Source organism: Haloimpatiens lingqiaonensis, assembly GCF_901447495.1.
GTDB classification, from domain to species: Bacteria; Bacillota; Clostridia; order Clostridiales; family Clostridiaceae; genus Haloimpatiens; species Haloimpatiens lingqiaonensis.
In genome coordinates, this window is record NZ_CABDWS010000021.1 from 1 (window position 1) to 19,938 (window position 19,938).

The following is a 19,938-nucleotide window of genomic DNA, read 5'->3' on the forward strand; positions in this document are numbered from 1 at the left end:
AAGACATAAAAGAAATAATAATCAGAAAGACAATCAAACAAAAAAAAGAGAAAATGAATAGACAAATAAACTAAAAAACAAATAAACAAATAAACAAAAAGTCCACAAGCCCACTAGCCCACTAGCCCACTAGCCCACTAGCCCACTAGCCCACTAGCCCACTAGCCCACTAGCCCACTAGCAAGTGAGGTTTTCTACAAACTTCGGAAGAACAAAGCAGGCTTTGTGAAGTTTTTTTGTATAGTATTTAGTTTCTAGTTCAGGCTTATCAGAAATATCTGCGTTTTCAGGATCGTATTTTTTAGAACCCATAGTAAAACTCCAAAATCCACTAGGATATGTGGGGATTCCTGCCATGAAAAGCTTAGTTATTGGAAAAACATCTTTAGCATCTTTATAAACTCTTTTGACCACATCTGGTAAATAAAAAGGGGATTCAGTTTGAGCAACAAATATGCCGCCTTTTGTTAGGCAATCAGATATTTCCCTATAAAAACTTCCTCCAAATAAACCCTCTGCAGCACCAAAAGGATCTGTAGAATCCACTATAATAACATCAAATTCATTTTTGTGTTCATGAACATATTTTATTCCATCACCTATAAAAATTTCGCATCTTTCGTCTTCTAGGGCACAAGATATTTCTGGAAGATATTTTTTACACTCTTTTATTACTTCAGCGTCTATTTCACATAAAACTGCCTTTTGTACTGATGAGTGTTTAAGAATTTCTCGTATAGTGCCACCATCTCCACCACCAACTACTAGAACTTTTTCAGGGTTTGGGTGAGTATTCAAAGCTATATGTGTGATCATTTCATGGTAAACATATTCATCTGCTATGGTAGTCTGAACTATTCCATCTAATAGAAGCATTCTTCCAAAAGCTTCAGTGTCTACAATAGTTAAATCTTGATAATTAGTTTTTTTTCTTACTAAAGTTTCTTTTACTTTATAAGTCATAGCAGCATCCTTAATTTGAGCTTCTTTAAGCCACATTTCCATAAATAAGACCTCCTTAAAATAAATTTATAGATAGTTAAATATACAAATACTTCAGATTTGTATATAAAATACAATTCTAAAACATTTTTTATAATTAGACCAATATAGTTTTTGATTCAACTTTTGCAGTTATAAAATTTGCAGATAAGTAATAGGTAATAGCTCTTACTTTTTCACTTTTAATTCTTACCTTGTATAATGTAGAGCTTAAAATTTATATGCGAAAGTTGAGGTATTAATTAAATAGTATTCTACAATTAGGTTAAAATTATATCAATAAATTTAGATTAAAGCAATATTTAGAAAAATTATTATAGAAAAAGAAGGAAAATAATGAATAATATAGAATGTAAACTATATACCTTTGTGTAGTATTTGTAAAATTGTATTTAAATATACAGGTATGGAGGGGTTTAAATGTATTTAAAATTCGATAAAGTTGGAGATACAGTTATAGCTTATATGATGGGGGAACTTGACCATCACAGTGCTGAAGAGGTTAGAAATAAAATAGATAACAGGCTTGATGTGGAAAGGGTCAATAAATTGATAATGGATTTTTCAGGGGTTACATTTATGGATAGTTCTGGTATAGGAGTAGTAATTGGACGATACAAAAGACTAAGCAGAAATGGTGGAAAAGTGGTTGTGACTAATGTAACAGGTTCTGTTAGTAGAGTGTTTGAACTATCAGGGATGTTTAAAATAATAAATTTATATAACAACATAGAAGAAGCAGTAAATAATATTTAATTTGTGGAGGGATTATAATGCAGGATAATATGATGAAAATAGAATTTTTAAGTAGATCTGAAAATGAGAGTTTTGCTAGAGTTGCAGTATCGGCCTTTGTATCACAATTAGATCCTACCATTGAGGAATTAACTGATATAAAAACAGCTGTTTCAGAAGCGGTTACCAATTCTATAATTCATGGATATGAAAATAATAAGGATGGTATAGTTAAAATAGAAGGATATATAGAAAAAAATTGCTTTACAGTGATAGTTATAGATGAAGGCAGAGGAATTGATAATTTAGAATTAGCTATGCAGCCTTTATATACCTCAAGGCCAGACTTAGAAAGATCAGGCATGGGTTTTACAGTGATGGAAACCTTCATGGACTCATTGGAAGTATCTTCTGAAAATGGAAAAGGTACCAAGGTAGTAATGAAAAAAGTTTTCAGGTCTTTAAGTTAGGTGAAGCTTATGGAAAATAATAATATAAATAAAAAACAGGATATTTATGAGGATAATGGAGAACTTATAAAGCTTGCAAAGCAGGGAGATAAAAAGGCTTTAGATGAAGTGGTGCAAAATAATTTACCTTTGGTATCAGCTGTAACAAAGAGATTTATGAATAGAGGATATGATTATGAAGATTTGTTTCAAATAGGTTCTATTGGACTAATTAAAGCTATTAAGAATTTTAATCCAGAATTTAATGTTAAATTTTCCACTTATGCTGTTCCCATGATGATGGGAGAAATAAAGAGATTTATAAGGGATGATGGAATAATAAAGGTAAGTAGAAATGTAAAATTACTTGCTCAAAAAATTCATTATGATAAGGAAAAGCTTACAAAAAAATTAGGAAGAGAACCTACTATACAAGAGCTTTCGGATTTTTCTAATGTGGATGTGGATGAAATATTGATTGCTATGGAATCCTCAAGTAAACCTCAGTACTTATATGATGTAATACATCAAGACGATGGCTCACCTGTTATGCTCATAGATAAAATAGGAGAAAAGGGCCAAGAGGATGAGGATATTACAGATAAATTGTTGTTAAAAGAGGTTTTAGGTGAACTTAATAAGAGATCAAGGCAGATAATAATGCTTAGGTATTTTAAGGATAAAACTCAAGTAGAAGTGGCTAAAATGTTAGGCATAAGTCAGGTGCAAGTTTCCAGAATTGAGAAGAAGGTATTAAAAATATTAAAGGGTAAATTGACTGAATAAGGTATGTTGATAATACCTTATTTTTTTTGATTTTTAAACAAGTTTAAAAAAATAAATATTGCAAACAATAATATTAGTAAAGTTATAGCATTTTAAAACAAATATACTAAAAAGTAATTTTAAAACTTAAAGGTAACATATAGAAAGTAAAATATAAGTTCATATGATTGTTGGAATATTGAATTATAAATTATAAATTATAAGTTTTTTATCCGATGCCTACCTGCCGTAACACTCCCACTTCTAACAAAGTGGGAGATAACGGCAGCTACGTCCCTGGATAACGATCTCTAACCTTTAGATGGAGTAAAAACTCCATCTGAAGCTAAGAGCTCTGTTTATACAATAGTTTCTAAGGAAAATTAAATATAGTTTTAAAATAGAAAGGAAGGATAAACATGAATAATTCTTCAGAAAATAAAAAAGAAGAAAAAGTAAAAAAGAAGTTTCAAGAATTATCAAAAACAGAAAATCCTAAATCTAATATTTGGGTTCATTGTATAAGGGCTTTCGTAATTGGAGGGCTTATTTGCGATGTGGGTCAGTTTTTTTATAATTATTTAGAGAAATTTGGACTTCCCAAGGAAGAAATAGGTACTTGGGTGTCTATAATTATGATATTTATAGGAGCACTTTTAACAGGTATAGGTATTTATGACAAACTAGGAGAATATGCAGGAGCAGGTACTGTAGTTCCTATAACGGGATTTTCAAATTCCATAGTTTCGCCTGCCATGGAATTTAAAAAAGAAGGTTTTATCTTTGGAGTAGCTGCCAAAATGTTTACCATAGCAGGACCAGTACTGGTATATGGTGTAGGCTCATCTGTAATTGTAGGAATTATATATTATTTTATAAATTATTTTAAATAGGTGGGTGTTTCATATGAATAAAAGAGTAGGAAATCAAACAGTGAGATTAGAAAGCAAGCCTAGAATCATATCCACAGCAACCATAGTGGGACCTAAGGAAGGAGAAGGACCTTTAAGGGACTATTTTGACACAATTCTTCAAGATGATTTAAATGGGGAAGATAGTTATGAAAAGGCAGAAAAAAGTCTATTGTATAGTGTTATAACAGCTGCCATAAAAAAAGCTAATTTAAAAGAGCAGGATATAAACTATTTATTTTCTGGAGACCTATTAAATCAAATAATTTCATCTAATTATGCAGCTAGAGATGTGGATATACCGTTTATAGGTTTATACGGGGCGTGTTCAACCATGGCAGAATCTTTAGGATTAGCCTCGATGATAGTAGATGGAGGCTTTGCAAATCATGCTGTAGCTTCAACATCCTCGCATTTTTCATCTGCTGAAAGACAATTTAGAGCTCCATTGGAAATGGGTTCCCAAAGGCCCCCTTGTGCCCAATGGACTGTAACGGGTTCCGGTGCTGCGGTAGTTGGAACTGAAGGTAATTTCCCATATGTAACATATGTAACTAATGGAAAGGTTAAAGATTATGGAATAAAGGATGCTAATAATATGGGGGCAGCTATGGCGCCAGCAGCAGTGGACACAATTAAACAACATTTTATGGATACTGGTAGAACACCAGATGACTATGATTTAATCGCTACAGGAGATTTGGGAAAAATAGGTAGAAAGATAACTGCTGAGCTAATTAAGGACTATGGTTATAATATGGATAATATTTATATAGATTGTGGAGAGGAGATTTATGATGCTGAGAAGCAAGGGGTAAATGCAGGTGGAAGTGGATGCGGATGTTCAGCAGTAGTTGCCTGCGGATACATATATAAAAATTTACTAAGTGGTAATATTAAAAAAGCATTATTGATTTCCACAGGAGCCCTTATGAGTCCTACAGCTTCTTATCAAGGTGAAAGTATACCTGGTATAGCACATGCAGTAGCTATAGAATTTGGAGGCGATAAAAATGAATGATTATATAAGCGCTTTTTTGGTTGGAGGAACTATTTGTTTAATAGCTCAAATTCTAATGGATAAAACTAAACTTACACCAGCTAGAATACTAGTGAGTTTTGTAACCATAGGTGTAATATTAGGCGCTTTAAACATATATGATTATGTAATGGAAATTGGAAAAGAAGGAGCAGCTATACCTTTGCCGGGTTTTGGGTATAATTTAGCTAAAAGTGCTATAAAAGAAGTTAATAAAGTAGGTCTTTTAGGGGCATTTACTGGTGGCATAAAGGGGAGTGCAGGAGGGATAAGTGCTGCAATAGTTTTTGGATACATAATGTCTATAATATTTAATCCTAAGACTAAAAAATAACAGTAATATAAGAATGTTGCGACGCAACATTCTTATAATTGACAATTGACAGTTGACAGTTGACAATTATGGATGTTTTGCTAATGCAAAACTAAAATTAAAAACAGAAAAAGACCTAAATATAGATAAATTCTATGTTTAGGTCTTTTAAAATTTTAGTTTTTCTGTAAGAAAAACTTCATTCATTGTCCATTGTCAATTATAAAATTGCGTCGCAATTTATTTTTAGTGCGACAGTCCATTTGTTAATTTTAAAATTTTAGTTACTATTACCACCGTTTGCATTATCGTCTCCTGCGTTATCATCAGCATTTCCGTTACCAGGATCGGCAGGTGGAACTGAAGGCTTATCTTGGCCAGGTGGGTTTGGCTTATTAGTGTCGTTTCCGTTTTTATTTTTATCTTTGTCTTTGTCTTTATCTTTATCTTTATCCTTATTTTTATCGTCTTCAGGCTGTTTAACTTCTATTTTATGCACATCACAGAATTCTGTAGGAGCTGTTCCATTTAAGAAATATTCAGTAAAGGTTTTTCCATCTTTTAAACAATATGGTCCAACTATCTTTCCAGATGCAGCGCAAACAGTAACTTCTTGTACACCTGAAGGTTTTGATATATTTTTGAAAGGCAATCCTTCGTGGGCATATTTCATAATTTTTCCCCATAACAAAGCGGCAGAATTACTACCAAGGTTTACACCTAATTCCTTAAAGTTAACATTTTTATCGTCACCTATCCATACAGCTGCAGAATAGTATGGAGAAAGACCTGCAAACCAAAGATCTTTACTGTCAGTAGTAGTACCAGTTTTACCACGAGCCATAGGACCAAAATTAGCATTAGTACCCCAAGTTTTCAAAGGTTCTTTTAATAAGTCGTAGATAATATAGGCAGTGGCAGGTGAAATCACCTTTTTAGTTTGAACTTTGTTTTCTAAAAGAACCTTACCAGTTCTGTCTATTACTTTTCTATAAGTCTTAGGTTCAGCGTATAATCCTTCATTTCCAAAGACACCGTAAGCCGCAGACATAGCCATAGGCGTAGTTCCGTCTATTTGGCCTAGAGATAAGGCTGCAATACTACTTTTATCTGTAGCAGTTAAATTCAAGCCGAATTTTTCTGCATAACTAGCACCAGTTTTTATACCTATAATATCTTCCACTTGAGCTGCTATAGTGTTTTTAGAATACTTCAATCCAGTTCTAAGAGAAATAGGACCGCTATATCCAGCTGGTGAGTTTTTCGGATCCCAATTTTGGTATTTATCTTTAAACTCTTTTGGAAGAGGGTTATCATTTAAAACTGAAGCAGCTGTAAGTATTTTTGTATCTATAGCAGGGGCATAAACAGAAATAGGTTTTATACTAGAACCACAAGGATTTAACTGTTCTGTAGCTCTGTTTGTGGACATAGCTGGTTGATCGCCCTTTCCTCCTACTATAGCTTTTACTTCTCCTTTATGGTAATCCATTAATACAGCAGCAGCCTGAGGTTGTGAAATATTATTTTTAACAATGGATTTTATATTAAGTAGTTTATTCATATCATTTATTACGTTTTGGGTGTTATCTTGTAAGTTCTTATCCATGGTAGTGTATATTTTAAGTCCACCTTGCATAAGTAATTTATTTACTTCATTATCATTGTACCCATAGGTTGATTTAAGATCCTTTTTAACTTGTTTGACTACTTCTCTAGAAAACCATTCGTATTGCATTTTGTGAGAAGTAGTAGAAGGATTAAATTTCAAATTTCCCTTGTCTATATCGTTAATTGCTGTAGTATACTCTGTATTACTTATTTTACCATTTTCGTGCATTTTATTTAAAACAGTTTTTGTTCTGTTTAAATAAATTGAAGGGTTCTTTTTTGATGTAGGTGAAAAAGCGTCATAAACAGATGGACTTTGAGTTACTCCTGCAATATAAGCACATTCTAGTAAATTTAAATCTTTGATATTTTTGCTAAAGTACTGTTCTGCTGCAGCACCTACCCCACGGGCACCTCTTCCTAGGTAAATAGTATTTAAATAAGCTTCAAGTATCCTATCTTTTGATATTGCATTTTCTAGCTGCATAGCTAGGTATATTTCTTGAACTTTTCTTTTTAATTTTACTTCTGGTGTTAACATAGAGTTTTTTATAAGCTGCTGAGTTATGGTAGAAGCACCTTGTAGGTTTTTATTTCCTGTGATTTTATTTTTCACATCGATTAACACAGCACCTACTATTCTTTTAGGGTCTATACCTTTATGCTCATAAAATCTCTCGTCTTCTATGCTTACGAAGGCATTTCTTAACTGTACTGGCATTTCAGATAGCTTAACGGGAGAGCTTTTTTCTTCAGTAAGTATATTATCCATAAATTTATCATTGTCATCATATAATTTAGATGTTTCGCTTAAAGAAAATATTTGATTTACATCTAATGAAGGTGTTGTTTTAACCATAGCTAATAGTATTCCACCAAAGGCTACTGAAGCCAATAAAATTAATAACAAAATAGATAATAACACCAATTTAAATACTCTTCTGCCCCTTTTTTTAGCAGATTTCTTTTTCTTGGTCATATAATATCCTCCTTGAGAATCAAAATTTAAGTATTATTTATTAGTTTATTATATCACAACATGTTATTTTATAAAATCTAAAATTAATATAGAATTTTAAGCACTTAACTTTCGCATATAAATTTTAAGTTCTACACTATACAAGGTAAGGAGTAAAAGGTAAGAAGTAAAAATTAATGAGGATTTTCCTTCACTCTTACTTCTTAGCTCTTAGCTCCTACCAATTACATACCTGAAAATTTTATATTTTTATTTTATAACTGCGAAAATTGAACTATTAACTATTACTTATTTGTAAATTTTAAATTTTATAACTGTGAAAGTTGAATTACTTATATATATTCTTCATATAGATTAAATATAGCCTTTAAAAGGAGTGGAAATAAAATAAAGATAAAAACAAAATTAAAAATTTTAGTTTGCATTTTTTTTGTATTTGTTATTTTAATTATATTTATATATGTATTTGATAAAATTATAACTCCCACTGTTTTAGTAGTGGCAGATTCTGAGATGAGAGCTAAGGCCACTGAGATTTTAAATGAGTCTATAATACAGGAGTATTCTAAGGATTTTAATTATGATGAAGTTATTAAAGTGCAAAAGGATAATGAGGGAAGTATTGTTATGATGAAAGCTGACACATTAAAAATGAACCAGATAGCATGCAGTGTGGCTTTAAATTCACAAAAAAAACTAAAGGATTTGGGATATGTGGGAATTAAAATTCCCGTTGGATACATAAGTAAAAATAATATAATTTCCTATTTTGGTCCTAGTATAACTGTTAAGATGCAACCTATAGGACATATAGAAACAAAATATTTATCAAAATTTGAAAGTGCAGGTATAAATCAAACCAGTCATAAAATATATGTTCAGGTAAAAACAAAAATTAGAGTAATAATACCATTGGAAAATAGTGAAATAGAGGTGAAACATGAGGTGCCCATAGCAGAAACTATAATAGTAGGGAAGGTTCCAGGTACTGCAATACAGATGGATTTAGGGGATGCAGGATTTAAAATGGCAAATTGAATTTAAAATTTAGAATGTAAAATAGAAAGTTGTAAGTTAGAACAAGTAAGAGGTAAAAAGTAAGAAGTAAGAATGAAGGATAAAACTCAAGGAGTTTTTTTATAATTAATTATAAAAAACTCTTAGAGTTTTATCCTTAACTCTTAACTCTTCACGCTTACTTCTTACTTAGCACTTATCACTTAGTTCCTAATAAGTTTTTTTCTATTATTTATCCGTAAATTTCAATTTATAGTTAATTTTAAAAGAACTTTATTTTTCCCAGTTAAATACATAAGGGACATTTCTGTAATAGTCTCCATAATTTAGACCATAGCCAACTACAAATACATCTGGTATTTGGAAACAGCAGTAGTCAGGTTTTATATCTACCTTTCTTCTCTCAGGTTTATCTAAAAGAACACAACACTTAACATCTTTAGCACCTAATTCTTTTACATGGTTCATTACAAAATCCATAGTTATTCCTGAGTCAACAATATCATCCACTACAAGTACATTATATCCCTTTATATTATCAGGAATATCATTTACTACCTTAACATTTCCACTAGATTCTTCCCCATGGCCATAGCTAGAGGTAGTCATGAAACCTATCATAGTAGGCAAATCCATGTTACGTACAAGATCCGCTGTAAATATAAAACTACCTCTTAATAAAGATAGTACATAAACCTCTTCACCAGAATAGTCTTTAGAGATTTGAGCTCCCACTTCTTTAATTCTTTCTCTTATTTGTTCTTCAGATATTATTATATTTCTTTTTTTGTTATCCATATTTTCCAAAAGGATACCTCCCAACTTGATAATATATAGTATTTATAATTTATAAAGTTCGATAATAATGAAAAATTTTAAAGTATATTATTCATATTAACAATATTTTTTGATTTTTTCAATTCATTTAATTTAATTGCGGAGATTTTCCGGCAAATTTATAATGTGGTTTTTGTCATTAGGGGAATTTTATTAGTTAAGTCATACTGTTTATATATTTGAAGTATATTTACAATCTCATTTACAATGTGCCTACAATGTTATAAAATTATATAAAGTTATAATTGGAAAGTTTATATTTTTGATAAAGGATTAAATAACTCAATTTTCGCATATAAATTTAAGTGCTACATTATATAAGGTAAGAAGTAAAGGTGAAAAAGTAATTATAAAAATTCCATCTGAAGCTAAGAGCTCTGTTTATAACTGCGAAAGTTGAATTAATAGTAATATAAATGAGAAAGCTTATAATATGATTAAACCACAAAAGGGTACAATGGGGTGGATTGTGAAATTTTATAATTTAAGTAATTTAATATCTTTTGTGGGATAATAATAATATAACTTATAAAAAGAATTGAATATGGAGTTGAGAAGATGATAACGGGAAATATTGAAGGAATAAGGAATACCATACTAGATAAGCTGGAAGCAATATATGAAATAAACACAAATAAAAACTATAATTTAAATATGGAAATGATAGATATATTATGCTATGTAACTGATATAATCAATAGAGAAATTAGTGTAGCTATAGATAGAAGAGGAAATGTTATAAATGTATCTATAGGAGATAATTCTACAGTGGAGATAGCCTCTGTGGATATAAAGGATAGAAAACTAAGTGGAGTGGCAGTTATACACACTCATCCTAAGGGAAATTCGCGTTTATCTTTGCTAGATATATCAGCACTTGGAAGGCAAAAGCTAGATTATATAGCTGCATTAGGAGTAGAGAATGGAAAGTGCAGAGAGATTAGCTTTGGATTTTGTATAGTACAGGATGAACAGTTAAAAGCTAAGGTAATAGGTCCAATCACAGTTGAAGCAGCTTTAAATTTAGATATAAGAAGTGAAATACTGCAAAGTGAGGAATCTATTAAGGGGTATGAAAATGTACAGGATGACTGTGAAAGAGCATTGCTGGTAGGCATTGATAGTCAGGAGAGTATAGAGGAATTAAGGGAACTGGCTAAAGCTTGTAATGTTAAAACTATGGATATGGTCATTCAAAATAAAGAAAAGGTAGATACAGCCTTTTACGTAGGCAGGGGAAAAATAGATGAAATATCATATTTGGTTCAATTACATAAAGCTAATGTAGTTATATTTGATGATGAGCTTTCTGCATCTCAAATAAGAAATGTAGAAGATGCACTAGGAGTTAAGGTTATAGATAGAACTACTTTGATTCTTGAGATATTTGCCAGAAGAGCTAGAACTAAAGAAGCTAAAATTCAAGTAGAATTAGCACAACTTAAATACAGACTTCCAAGACTCATAGGTATGGGAGGAGTATTATCTAGAACCGGTGGTGGAATTGGAACTAGGGGCCCAGGGGAAAAGAAACTAGAAACAGACAAAAGGCATATAAGAGAGAGAATATACGATTTAAAAAGAGAACTTGTTAAGATAAAAGAAACAAGAAAAACTCAAAGGGAAAAAAGGGAAAAAGAAAATATACCTAAGGTGGCATTAGTTGGATACACTAATGCAGGAAAATCTACACTTAGAAATAAAATATGTCAAATTTATGCCCCTAATGAAGCTATGGATAAAGAAAAGGTATTTGAGGCAAACATGCTTTTTGCTACTTTAGATACAACTATAAGAGCTATAGAATTGGAAGACTCAAGAATAGTAACCTTTACAGATACAGTAGGTTTTATAAGCAAACTTCCTCATGACTTGGTAGAGGCATTTAAATCTACATTAGAAGAGGTGATTTATTCCGATTTACTTCTTCATGTGGTGGATAGTTCATCACCTAGTGCCATAGATCAAATAAATGTGGTAAATGAAGTGCTTAAAGAATTAAATGCTCAGGATAAGCCTAGTATATTAGTTCTTAACAAGATTGATGCGGCAGATAAAGAAGCAGTGGAAAAAATAAAAGAAAAATTTGCAGATGAAAACTTTATAGATATAAGTGCTAAAGAGGGCTTGAATATAGATGTTCTTATGAAAAAAATACAAGAATATCTTCCTAACAATATGCTTCAAGGGAAGTTTCTAATTCCTTATGATAAACAAAATATAGTGGCTTATATTCACCAAAATGGTAAAATAAATATGGAGGAATATAAAGAGGAAGGAACTTATATAGAGGCTATTGTAGATAAAAAGATATATAATAAATGTAAAGAATTTTTATTATAAAACAATAAATTGTTATGCTATAAGAGTAGAGGGATACCTTTGCTCTTATTAATTAAAATTCAACTTTCCCAGCTATAAAATAAAAATGTAAAATATGAAAACGCGTATTAATTTAATGTAGAGCTTGAATTTCATGTGCAGAAGTTGGATTAAAAATAATTGAGTGAATATTAAAAAAGTGAAAGGGGATACTGGGATGAATATATTGATAAAAAATGCTTTTATAGTAACTATGGATGAAGAAAGAGAAGTAATTGAAAAGGGTTATTTATTTATAGAGGGTGAAACCATTAAATCTGTGGGGGCAGGAGAATATAAAGGGGAAATTGAAAATACTAAGGTTATAAATGGAGAAAATTATTGTGTAATGCCAGGACTTATAAATGCCCATACTCACGCGGCTATGACCTTGTTAAGAGGCTATGGCGAAGGACTCCCTCTTATGCAGTGGTTAAATGAAAAAATATGGCCTATGGAAGCTAAATTTAAAGAAGAGCATATAAAAACTGGTACTGAGCTAGCTTGCATTGAAATGCTAAGAAGTGGAACTACTACTTTTAATGATATGTATTTTATGCAAGAGCAAGTATTAGAAGTGGTAAAACATATGAACATGAGAGCAGTACTGGGTATTCCAATAATAGGTGAGGCATGGGAAAGTCAGTTGAAGGCATCTTTAGATATAATTGAAAAGTTAGATAAAGAGAAAAGTGAAAATTTAAAAATGATGTTTGCACCTCATTCTCCGTATACATTGTCCTATGATGCGCTAAAGAGTGTGGCACAGATAGCAAAAGAAAAAAATAAGGGAGTGCACATTCATGTATCAGAAACAGAAGATGAAAGTAATATAATAAGAGAAAAATATAATAAAACCACTTGTGAATTATTAGAAGAAACGGGCATTTTAAAAAATCCTGTAGTAGCAGCTCATTGTGTGCATTTAACAAAGGGAGACATGAATATTTTAAAAAAATCAGAGGTAAGTCCAGTATATAATCCTCAAAGCAATATGAAATTAGCTAGTGGAACAGCATCTGTGGGAGAAATGCTTGATATGGGGATAAATGTATGTATAGGCACAGATGGAACTTCTAGCAATAATAATCTAAATATGTTTGAAGAAATGGAAACTGCTGCATTCCTTCAAAAGCTTAAATATAGTGATGCCACTATGCTAAGTGCTAAAAATGCTTTAAAAATGGCCACATATAATGGAGCTAAAGCTTTAGGGTTTAAAAATTTAGGTGTGATAAAAGAAGGATTTAAAGGAGATATTATAATGTTGGATTTAAATAGACCTAATATGGTACCTATTTATGATATACATTCAAATTTAGTATTTTCAACTAATGGAAGTGAAGTTCAATACGTAATAGTAAATGGAAATGTAATTATGGAAAAAGGTGAATTTTTAAATGTTGATGAAGAAAAAATAATATATGAAAGTAATAAAATGTGTAAAAAGCTTATATATTAGTAGTACAAATATAGTTTCAATTTAAAATTTAAAATTTAAAATGAATGAAGGAGAAAGCTACTTTAGGAGTTTCAACTTTCATTCTACATTTTAAATTAAAAGATTTTTGTATTGAAATTATTGATTTAATAGAGAGTTTGAAAATTATAAAAAATAGCTTAAGGCAGTAACAAAACAATAGTATAAGGTGTGAATTTTATTATGGAGGAACAGGATATAACTGTATTAAGAGATAAACTTGTGGCATTAAATCAAATACGAGAAGAGTTTATAAAATTAGAACTGGATCCAAAATATGGGATATTTTATGATCAAAATGTAAGTCCTTTACTATTGTCTTTATTGAACTTATCCTATGCAAATTTAAATTTTACACAGTCAGCTTCACTTTTGAATACTATTAATAATAGTAAAAACTCAGAAATAAAGGATTTATTGCATTTAGTATATAATATAGAAGAAATTTCTGAAAATATATTTTGTGAATTAGAAAAACAAATAAAAGCATTAATAAAATCATATAATAAGTAGGTATTTTTTTGAGGCTATAAAGGCCTCTTTTTTATTTGTAAGTAAAGGGTAATTGTAATTTTAAAACTTTAAAAATCAAATTTCATACGTTTAAGATTAAATTTAATGTTACTGGTAAAAATATAATAAGACTATATAAAATAAAAGAGGTGTGCTCATTGGAAAAAATATGCCCAATTTGTAATAAAATAGAGGAAAAAAATATTTGTTGCCCTAAGTGTGAAGGAATTATGGTTGACAAAGGAAGGGTACAGGAATATATGGGGCCCTATGGGGCAGAAATGCCCATAAAAGATTCTGAAGATTATTGTTTGCATTTATACTGTTGTACAAAATGTGCTTTCATGAAAAGGGTTTATATAAATAAAATAGTTATTTGAATAATGAAAGAATTAATTCATAAATGCATATTTATTAAAAGAAGTGTATTGTTTTTATACTATATTATATTATATAATATTCTTTATATAGTGAATTAAAAATGAATTTAAAGGGGGAAGGAGCTATGACAAATACTATACTGCAATATCAAAAAGCATTTAACAGTGTTGTGGATAGACTTAAAGGTGACAAATCTGTTTTAGCTGTTATGGTTTTCGGGAGTATGGTAACAGGTGATCTATGGGAGGAATCTGACATAGATTTATTTGTTGTAAAGGAGGATGAAGCCAATAGCATCAAAAACATTTATACCAGAGAAAAAAATATTCCTATCCATATAAAACTTATGAGCAAAGAAAAGTTCATAAATTTACAAAATGAGGACTTAAAGGGAGGATTCTTACACAGAATATTTTCCGCTTCTAGATTGGTCTTTTCCAAAGACAGGGATATCACCAATAGATATGATAGAGGAAGATTTTATCCAGACTTGGATAGAGAAATATGGAATATGATTTACCTTGCAAAGGCATTAAAAAACATTGGGGTTTGTAAAAAATATTTAGCAAATAATAGAATTTATACTGCATATACTTCTGCTATAAAATGTTCAGAAGACTTTGCTAAGCTAAAAATAAATTCATCAGGATATATGGTAAGCAAGGATGTTATGAGCACAAGCATGAATATAGATGAAAATTTTAAAGAGCATGTTGACGAACTGTTTTTTAATAAGTTGAAAACTGAAGATGCTATTAGAGGAATTATAGAATATGTGGAAACAGAAATTGATAAGGATTTAAGAAATATAACTGGATTTTTATTAGGATATATAAAAGAAAAGGATGCCTTATTAAGTGCAGAAGATATTAAAAGAGATAAATTATTTAAGGATTTTGACATAGATATGGAAGAAATATTAAATAAATTATGGGAAAAGAATCTTTTAAAGAAGGAAACTCGAGATTATAAATCACAAGAGGGAAATGTGTTATTTAAAGAAAATGTATACTTTGTTTAGACAACATATTGTGTAGTAATAATATATAAGTGGTGATTAAATGGAGAAATATAAGGTAATTTTTCAAGAGGAAAAAAGTAAGTATACCCAGATATATATAAAAATAAAAAAACTTATAGAAACATCAAAAATTGAGGAGGGTGAGAAGTTACCCTCTATTAGAAAATTAGCTAGTTTTTTAGATGTGAATAATGTAACTGTAGTTAATGCTTATAAAAAATTAGAAGAAGAAGGATATGCTGTCCAAAAGATTGGCAGTGGTACCTATGCCAAAAAAAAGGATAATGGAAGAGGATTTAGGAAAGAGTATGCAAAGGCTTTTAAAGCTGCTATGGATAATACTAAAGAAAAATATATAGATTTTACAGGAGAAGCTACTTGTGTAGATTACTTTCCTGTAGATATTCTAAAGAAAGTAATAGATGAGGTTTTGGATAGGGATGGAGCTGAGGCACTGGTTTATCAAGAAACTCTAGGATATCACGGACTTAGAAAAAGTATTAATCATTTCTTTTGGCAGGGAGCCTTAAATGATGAGGATATACTTGTAGTATCTGGAGCTCAGCAGGGTATAGATATAGTCACAAAGTCTATAGTGAATGTAAATGATAATGTAATAGTAGAAAAACCTACTTATAGTGGAGCATTATCTGTTTTTAAGTGGAGAAAAGCAAATATAATAGAAGTAAATATGCTTAAGGATGGCATAGATTTAGAACAATTGAAAAAGATTTTAAAATCACAGAAGATTAAATGCTTTTATGCCATGAGTTATTTTCAAAATCCAACAGGGACAAGTTATAGTATAGAAAAAAAGAAAAAAATATTAGAATATGCTGAGACTTATGATTTTTATATAATAGAAGATGATTATTTATCGGAGCTTATATACAACAAGGATTTACAATATAAAAGTTTTAAGAGCTTGGATGTAAATGATAGGGTAATATATATAAAAAGTTTTTCTAAGATATTTTTACCGGGCATAAGATTAGGTTACTTAGTTTCACCAGTAAGATTTATAGAAACCATAAAGAATTCAAAAATAAACACAGATATATCTACTTCCAGCTTAATGCAAAGAACTTTGGATTTATACATTGAAAAGGGGTATTGGAAGGAGTATATAAATAAGCTCAATGAGATATATGTAAAAAAATATACTTTTGCAATGGAAAAAATAAAAGACATATTAAAAGATAAAGTTACTTTTAACGAGCCACAAGGTGGACTAAGCTTCTATTTAAAGATATCTGATAAGGTGAAAATGGACAGTATAAGTCTTTTTTATAAGTGTAAGGAGAAAAGTGTATTAATTACTCCAGGAGTGCTTTTTTATAAATTTCCTCATGAGGGGAAAAAGTATTTTAAATTGAGTTTTTCTCAAATATCCAATGAAGATTTTGAAAATGGACTTAAAGTAATAAATGATGTTTTAGTTTATAGTTAAAATGGATATATTAATAGGTGTAGATAAATATATAAAGGAATTTTAAGTAACTGTAATGCAATTTAAATATAAAAGTGAGATGAACATGTGGTGAAAAAGAATTTATTGGACATAAATTGGAAAGAAATACAAAACTATGATGATAAAGATATTTCTTATTTTCTTTTTTTAGAAGGTAAAGATGTGGAGGCCATTTCAAAAATAAGAAATTTAGACAAGGTAGTAGTGCAAAACCACATAATAGAAGGTAAAATCAAATATAGATTTTTAGCTAAAAATTCAACTGTGGAGGAGCTTTTTATATCTATATATGAGGCAGGTAAAGAGGATAGAACACTATTTTTAAAATTTGTAGATGGTAGGGCAAGAGAAGAGTTAATAAAATATATAAGGGAAAGTTATGCAGATATGTCCCCTAAAAACAAAGAAAAGGCAGTATGGATCCTAGGAGAACTAAGGGATGGGGTAGATGTTTTAAAAAAAGCATCAGTACACAAATTTGTTAGTATTAGAAGGCTTGCGGTATCTGCCATGGGCAAAGTAGAGCATGAGGAATGTGAAACCCCTTTAATTAGAGCACTAGAAGATGAGAATCCTCAAGTAGCTTTGTATGCAATAAAGGCCTTAAAAAAGTTAAGTAGTAATATGGCTTTACCTAAGATTAAAGCTTTGAAAAACAAATGGAATAAAGAGTATATAGCAAGAGCAGTAGAAGATTATATAAGTGCCATAGAGGAAGTTAAATCTTTAGAAGAAGACGAAGTTTTAGAAGAAGTGTAAAAGTGTGCATTTTCATAGTATAATTTAATTATATTGAAATGCACACTTTTTTTGCAGTAAAGAGGAGATGATTAAATGGGATATTTAACCATAAAACATAGGGAAGAAGAAAGATTTTATGAAAAAAAATCAGAGTTTATAGGATATGTAAAAAGAGTAGAAAGTGAAGAAGAGGCTAAGGAATTTATAGGCGACATAAAAAACATGCACAAACAGGCTACCCATAATGTATATGCATATGTAATAGGAGAAAATATGGGTATACAAAGATATAGTGATGATGGGGAACCTCAAGGTACAGCGGGAATACCAGTTTTAGAAGTTATAAAGAAAAATAATGTATCTGATTGTGCTGTGGTAGTAACCAGATATTTTGGAGGAATTTTATTAGGTGCTGGAGGGCTTGTAAGGGCTTATTCAAAGGCAGCGTCCATGGCTATCCAAAAGGGTGGAATAGTGGAAAAGGTAAAAGGTATGCCAATAGAAGTGATTATAGATTATGATATGCTTGGAAAACTACAGTACACTTGTGAGCAAAATGCATGGTATATTGAAGAAATTATATATACAGATAAGGTAACCCTTTTATTTTATTTTGAAATAGACACAAAGGAACAATTTGAGAAAAGAATTATAGATATAACCGGTGGTAAAGTAATAATAGAGGAAAGAGATGAGAATATTTTCTTTAAAAAGGAAAATAGATTGTATTTAGTTTGCTAGCTTGTAAATACTATATATTATTGGTTTACCAAGTAATCACATGCTAGTATAATAGTTTATTATAGAGTAAGAAATATGATAAAATATAATAAAAATTTAAAATAAGAGGAATACTAAAAACAGTTTACTAAATTGAAAAATTAAACTGTTTTAATTAAAATTGCTAATCTTAGTTATATAATAGTTATTATTACTTGAAAATAAAAAAACATAATGGTAATATAATACTATATATAGTAATAAATATACACAATGATAATATAAATACTATATATAATAATCAATATACGCAACGGTAATATAAATACTATGTATAATAAACAAGAGATATTGGAGGTAATGAAATGGGCGTAGAAAAAATAAAAGAAAATATATATTGGGTTGGAGTTAGAAATCCTGAGCTTAGAGTTTTTGATATAATAATGGAGACAAAAAAAGGCACTACATATAATGCATATTTAATAAATGATGAAAAAGTTGCCATAATTGATACAGTTAAAGATGGATACTATGACGAATTTTTAAGCAATATAAAGAGCGTTATAGGGGATAAAAAGGTAGATTATATAATAGTTCAACACACTGAATTAGATCATAGTGGTTCTTTAGTTAAGCTTATAAAGGATTTCCCAGAAGCAAAGGTTATAGGTTCAAAAGCAGCATTAACCTACAGTAAGGCAATAACTAATATGGACTTTAATGCTATGGATAAACCTGAGGAATTAAGCTTGGGCAAAACTACACTTCAATTTATTTATGCTCCAAATTTACACTGGCCAGATACTATGTTTACATATGCAAAGGAAGACAAGGTTTTGTTTACTTGTGACTTTTTAGGATGCCATTATTGTCCAAGTGGATGCATGACTGATGCTTGTACTGGGGACTATTTTGATGAAATGAAATATTATTTTGATGTTATAATGGGACCATTTAAAAAATTTGTACTTGCAGGGTTGGATAAAATTAAAGATTTAGATTTTGAAATAGTAGCTCCAAGTCATGGACCTATACATGTAAATGATATAGAAAGATATTTGAATTTGTATAAGGGGTGGGCTACAGTAGAAGCTCCAAAGGAAAAAGGTGTTCCTATATTCTATATTTCAGCTTATGGAAATACAGAAAAAATGGCTAAATACTTCCAAGATAAATTAGTGGAAAAAGGAATTAATGGGGAAGTATTTGAAATAACCTCAACAGATATGAATAAAATGGTAGATATGATTGAAAAAGCTCCTGGATTTATGATAGGATCACCAACAATAAATCAAGATGCTGTTAAACCAGCTTGGGATTTATTATCCCTTGTATCACCTATAGTAAATAGAGGCAAAGTAGCAGCAGCCTTTGGTTCTTACGGATGGAGTGGTGAAGGTGTACCTATGCTTACTGAAAGAATGAAAAGTTTAAAATTAAAAGTAGTAGAATCAGGATATAAAGTAAACTTTGTACCTGGAGAAGAAGATTATACTAGAGCTGATGAATTTATAAACAAATTTATAGAACTTTTATAATTGCTAAGAATTTAGTAGAAAATAAGCCCTAAAAACTCGCATATGTTTTATACA

Annotated in this window: 19 protein-coding genes; 16 read left to right on the top strand and 3 right to left on the bottom strand. The window is 30.2% G+C overall.

The features are described 5' to 3' along the window. Window positions 1-177 precede the first annotated feature (177 nt). On the bottom strand, window positions 178-1,005 hold the full coding sequence (gene speE, locus FGK85_RS05850) for a polyamine aminopropyltransferase (protein ID WP_138204645.1): 828 nt from the start codon (window positions 1,003-1,005) through the stop codon (window positions 178-180). Between the two features lie 417 nt (window positions 1,006-1,422). Between speE and spoIIAA the strand changes: the two genes are divergently transcribed. The 6 genes from spoIIAA to spoVAE all read left to right on the top strand — a co-directional run bounded on the left by spoIIAA (window position 1,423) and on the right by spoVAE (window position 5,235). Next, window positions 1,423-1,758 (top strand): anti-sigma F factor antagonist, encoded by a 336-nt coding sequence (gene spoIIAA, locus FGK85_RS05855; protein WP_138204647.1) that lies wholly within the window; start codon window positions 1,423-1,425, stop codon window positions 1,756-1,758. 17 nt (window positions 1,759-1,775) lie between these two features. Continuing rightward, on the top strand, window positions 1,776-2,207 hold the full coding sequence (gene spoIIAB / locus FGK85_RS05860; protein WP_138204649.1) for an anti-sigma F factor: 432 nt from the start codon (window positions 1,776-1,778) through the stop codon (window positions 2,205-2,207). 9 nt (window positions 2,208-2,216) lie between these two features. Beyond that, window positions 2,217-2,972 carry an RNA polymerase sporulation sigma factor SigF gene (gene sigF, locus FGK85_RS05865; RefSeq protein ID WP_138204650.1) on the top strand — a complete coding sequence of 252 codons (756 nt, stop codon included), beginning with the start codon at window positions 2,217-2,219 and terminating at the stop codon, window positions 2,970-2,972. 398 nt (window positions 2,973-3,370) lie between these two features. After that, on the top strand, window positions 3,371-3,844 hold the full coding sequence (spoVAC, locus tag FGK85_RS05870) for a stage V sporulation protein AC (RefSeq protein ID WP_138204652.1): 474 nt from the start codon (window positions 3,371-3,373) through the stop codon (window positions 3,842-3,844). 13 nt (window positions 3,845-3,857) lie between these two features. Further along, on the top strand, window positions 3,858-4,883 hold the full coding sequence (gene spoVAD / locus FGK85_RS05875; RefSeq protein ID WP_138204654.1) for a stage V sporulation protein AD: 1,026 nt from the start codon (window positions 3,858-3,860) through the stop codon (window positions 4,881-4,883). Continuing rightward, window positions 4,876-5,235, top strand: coding sequence for a stage V sporulation protein AE (gene spoVAE, locus FGK85_RS05880; RefSeq protein WP_138204656.1), 360 nt, complete (start codon window positions 4,876-4,878; stop codon window positions 5,233-5,235). Before spoVAD ends, spoVAE begins: the two co-directional genes overlap by 8 nt. Before the next feature lie 259 nt (window positions 5,236-5,494). On the opposite strand, the gene FGK85_RS05885 is transcribed toward spoVAE, so the two are convergent. Beyond that, window positions 5,495-7,804 carry a transglycosylase domain-containing protein gene (locus FGK85_RS05885; RefSeq protein ID WP_138204658.1) on the bottom strand — a complete coding sequence of 770 codons (2,310 nt, stop codon included), beginning with the start codon at window positions 7,802-7,804 and terminating at the stop codon, window positions 5,495-5,497. 327 nt (window positions 7,805-8,131) lie between these two features. On the opposite strand from FGK85_RS05885, the gene yunB reads away from it, so the two are divergent. Continuing rightward, window positions 8,132-8,842: a sporulation protein YunB gene (gene yunB / locus FGK85_RS05890; protein WP_396276661.1), complete on the top strand. Its 711-nt coding sequence runs from the start codon at window positions 8,132-8,134 to the stop codon at window positions 8,840-8,842. A 252-nt stretch (window positions 8,843-9,094) separates the two neighbouring features. On the opposite strand, the gene hpt is transcribed toward yunB, so the two are convergent. Further along, complete coding sequence (gene hpt, locus FGK85_RS05895; RefSeq protein ID WP_138204726.1) at window positions 9,095-9,619, bottom strand: hypoxanthine phosphoribosyltransferase; 525 nt, start codon at window positions 9,617-9,619, stop codon at window positions 9,095-9,097. Window positions 9,620-10,216: 597 nt separating this feature from the next. On the opposite strand from hpt, the gene hflX reads away from it, so the two are divergent. The 9 genes from hflX to FGK85_RS05940 all read left to right on the top strand — a co-directional run bounded on the left by hflX (window position 10,217) and on the right by FGK85_RS05940 (window position 19,884). Beyond that, the gene (gene hflX / locus FGK85_RS05900; RefSeq protein WP_138204662.1) at window positions 10,217-12,001 is read left to right on the top strand and encodes a GTPase HflX; all 1,785 of its coding nucleotides are present in this window, start codon (window positions 10,217-10,219) and stop codon (window positions 11,999-12,001) included. 196 nt (window positions 12,002-12,197) lie between these two features. Next, complete coding sequence (locus tag FGK85_RS05905) at window positions 12,198-13,481, top strand: amidohydrolase (protein WP_138204664.1); 1,284 nt, start codon at window positions 12,198-12,200, stop codon at window positions 13,479-13,481. 201 nt (window positions 13,482-13,682) lie between these two features. Beyond that, window positions 13,683-14,012: a hypothetical protein gene (locus tag FGK85_RS05910; RefSeq protein WP_138204666.1), complete on the top strand. Its 330-nt coding sequence runs from the start codon at window positions 13,683-13,685 to the stop codon at window positions 14,010-14,012. 149 nt (window positions 14,013-14,161) lie between these two features. Beyond that, complete coding sequence (locus FGK85_RS05915; protein WP_243122819.1) at window positions 14,162-14,392, top strand: hypothetical protein; 231 nt, start codon at window positions 14,162-14,164, stop codon at window positions 14,390-14,392. A gap of 125 nt (window positions 14,393-14,517) precedes the next feature. Further along, the gene (locus FGK85_RS05920) at window positions 14,518-15,414 is read left to right on the top strand and encodes a nucleotidyltransferase domain-containing protein (protein WP_138204670.1); all 897 of its coding nucleotides are present in this window, start codon (window positions 14,518-14,520) and stop codon (window positions 15,412-15,414) included. 40 nt (window positions 15,415-15,454) lie between these two features. Next, on the top strand, window positions 15,455-16,864 hold the full coding sequence (pdxR, locus tag FGK85_RS05925) for a MocR-like pyridoxine biosynthesis transcription factor PdxR (RefSeq protein ID WP_138204672.1): 1,410 nt from the start codon (window positions 15,455-15,457) through the stop codon (window positions 16,862-16,864). A 90-nt stretch (window positions 16,865-16,954) separates the two neighbouring features. Next, window positions 16,955-17,644 (top strand): HEAT repeat domain-containing protein, encoded by a 690-nt coding sequence (locus tag FGK85_RS05930; protein ID WP_138204674.1) that lies wholly within the window; start codon window positions 16,955-16,957, stop codon window positions 17,642-17,644. Between the two features lie 75 nt (window positions 17,645-17,719). Further along, window positions 17,720-18,367, top strand: a complete 648-nt coding sequence (locus FGK85_RS05935) for a YigZ family protein (RefSeq protein ID WP_138204676.1) — start codon at window positions 17,720-17,722, stop codon at window positions 18,365-18,367. Window positions 18,368-18,711: 344 nt separating this feature from the next. Next, window positions 18,712-19,884 (top strand): FprA family A-type flavoprotein, encoded by a 1,173-nt coding sequence (locus FGK85_RS05940; RefSeq protein ID WP_138204678.1) that lies wholly within the window; start codon window positions 18,712-18,714, stop codon window positions 19,882-19,884. Window positions 19,885-19,938 lie beyond the last annotated feature (54 nt).

What these genes read in the sequence shown, in the direction of transcription:
- hflX (WP_138204662.1), top strand. Translation starts at nt 10,217, where the DNA reads ATGATAACGGGAAATATTGAAGGAATAAGGAATACCATACTAGATAAG.
- FGK85_RS05885 (WP_138204658.1), bottom strand. Translation starts at nt 7,804, where the DNA reads ATGACCAAGAAAAAGAAATCTGCTAAAAAAAGGGGCAGAAGAGTATTT.
- spoVAC (WP_138204652.1), top strand. Translation starts at nt 3,371, where the DNA reads ATGAATAATTCTTCAGAAAATAAAAAAGAAGAAAAAGTAAAAAAGAAG.
- sigF (WP_138204650.1), top strand. Translation starts at nt 2,217, where the DNA reads ATGGAAAATAATAATATAAATAAAAAACAGGATATTTATGAGGATAAT.
- pdxR (WP_138204672.1), top strand. Translation starts at nt 15,455, where the DNA reads ATGGAGAAATATAAGGTAATTTTTCAAGAGGAAAAAAGTAAGTATACC.
- FGK85_RS05935 (WP_138204676.1), top strand. Translation starts at nt 17,720, where the DNA reads ATGGGATATTTAACCATAAAACATAGGGAAGAAGAAAGATTTTATGAA.
- FGK85_RS05920 (WP_138204670.1), top strand. Translation starts at nt 14,518, where the DNA reads ATGACAAATACTATACTGCAATATCAAAAAGCATTTAACAGTGTTGTG.
- spoVAE (WP_138204656.1), top strand. Translation starts at nt 4,876, where the DNA reads ATGAATGATTATATAAGCGCTTTTTTGGTTGGAGGAACTATTTGTTTA.
- spoVAD (WP_138204654.1), top strand. Translation starts at nt 3,858, where the DNA reads ATGAATAAAAGAGTAGGAAATCAAACAGTGAGATTAGAAAGCAAGCCT.
- FGK85_RS05940 (WP_138204678.1), top strand. Translation starts at nt 18,712, where the DNA reads ATGGGCGTAGAAAAAATAAAAGAAAATATATATTGGGTTGGAGTTAGA.
- spoIIAB (WP_138204649.1), top strand. Translation starts at nt 1,776, where the DNA reads ATGCAGGATAATATGATGAAAATAGAATTTTTAAGTAGATCTGAAAAT.
- FGK85_RS05910 (WP_138204666.1), top strand. Translation starts at nt 13,683, where the DNA reads ATGGAGGAACAGGATATAACTGTATTAAGAGATAAACTTGTGGCATTA.
- hpt (WP_138204726.1), bottom strand. Translation starts at nt 9,619, where the DNA reads ATGGATAACAAAAAAAGAAATATAATAATATCTGAAGAACAAATAAGA.
- FGK85_RS05905 (WP_138204664.1), top strand. Translation starts at nt 12,198, where the DNA reads ATGAATATATTGATAAAAAATGCTTTTATAGTAACTATGGATGAAGAA.
- spoIIAA (WP_138204647.1), top strand. Translation starts at nt 1,423, where the DNA reads ATGTATTTAAAATTCGATAAAGTTGGAGATACAGTTATAGCTTATATG.
- speE (WP_138204645.1), bottom strand. Translation starts at nt 1,005, where the DNA reads ATGGAAATGTGGCTTAAAGAAGCTCAAATTAAGGATGCTGCTATGACT.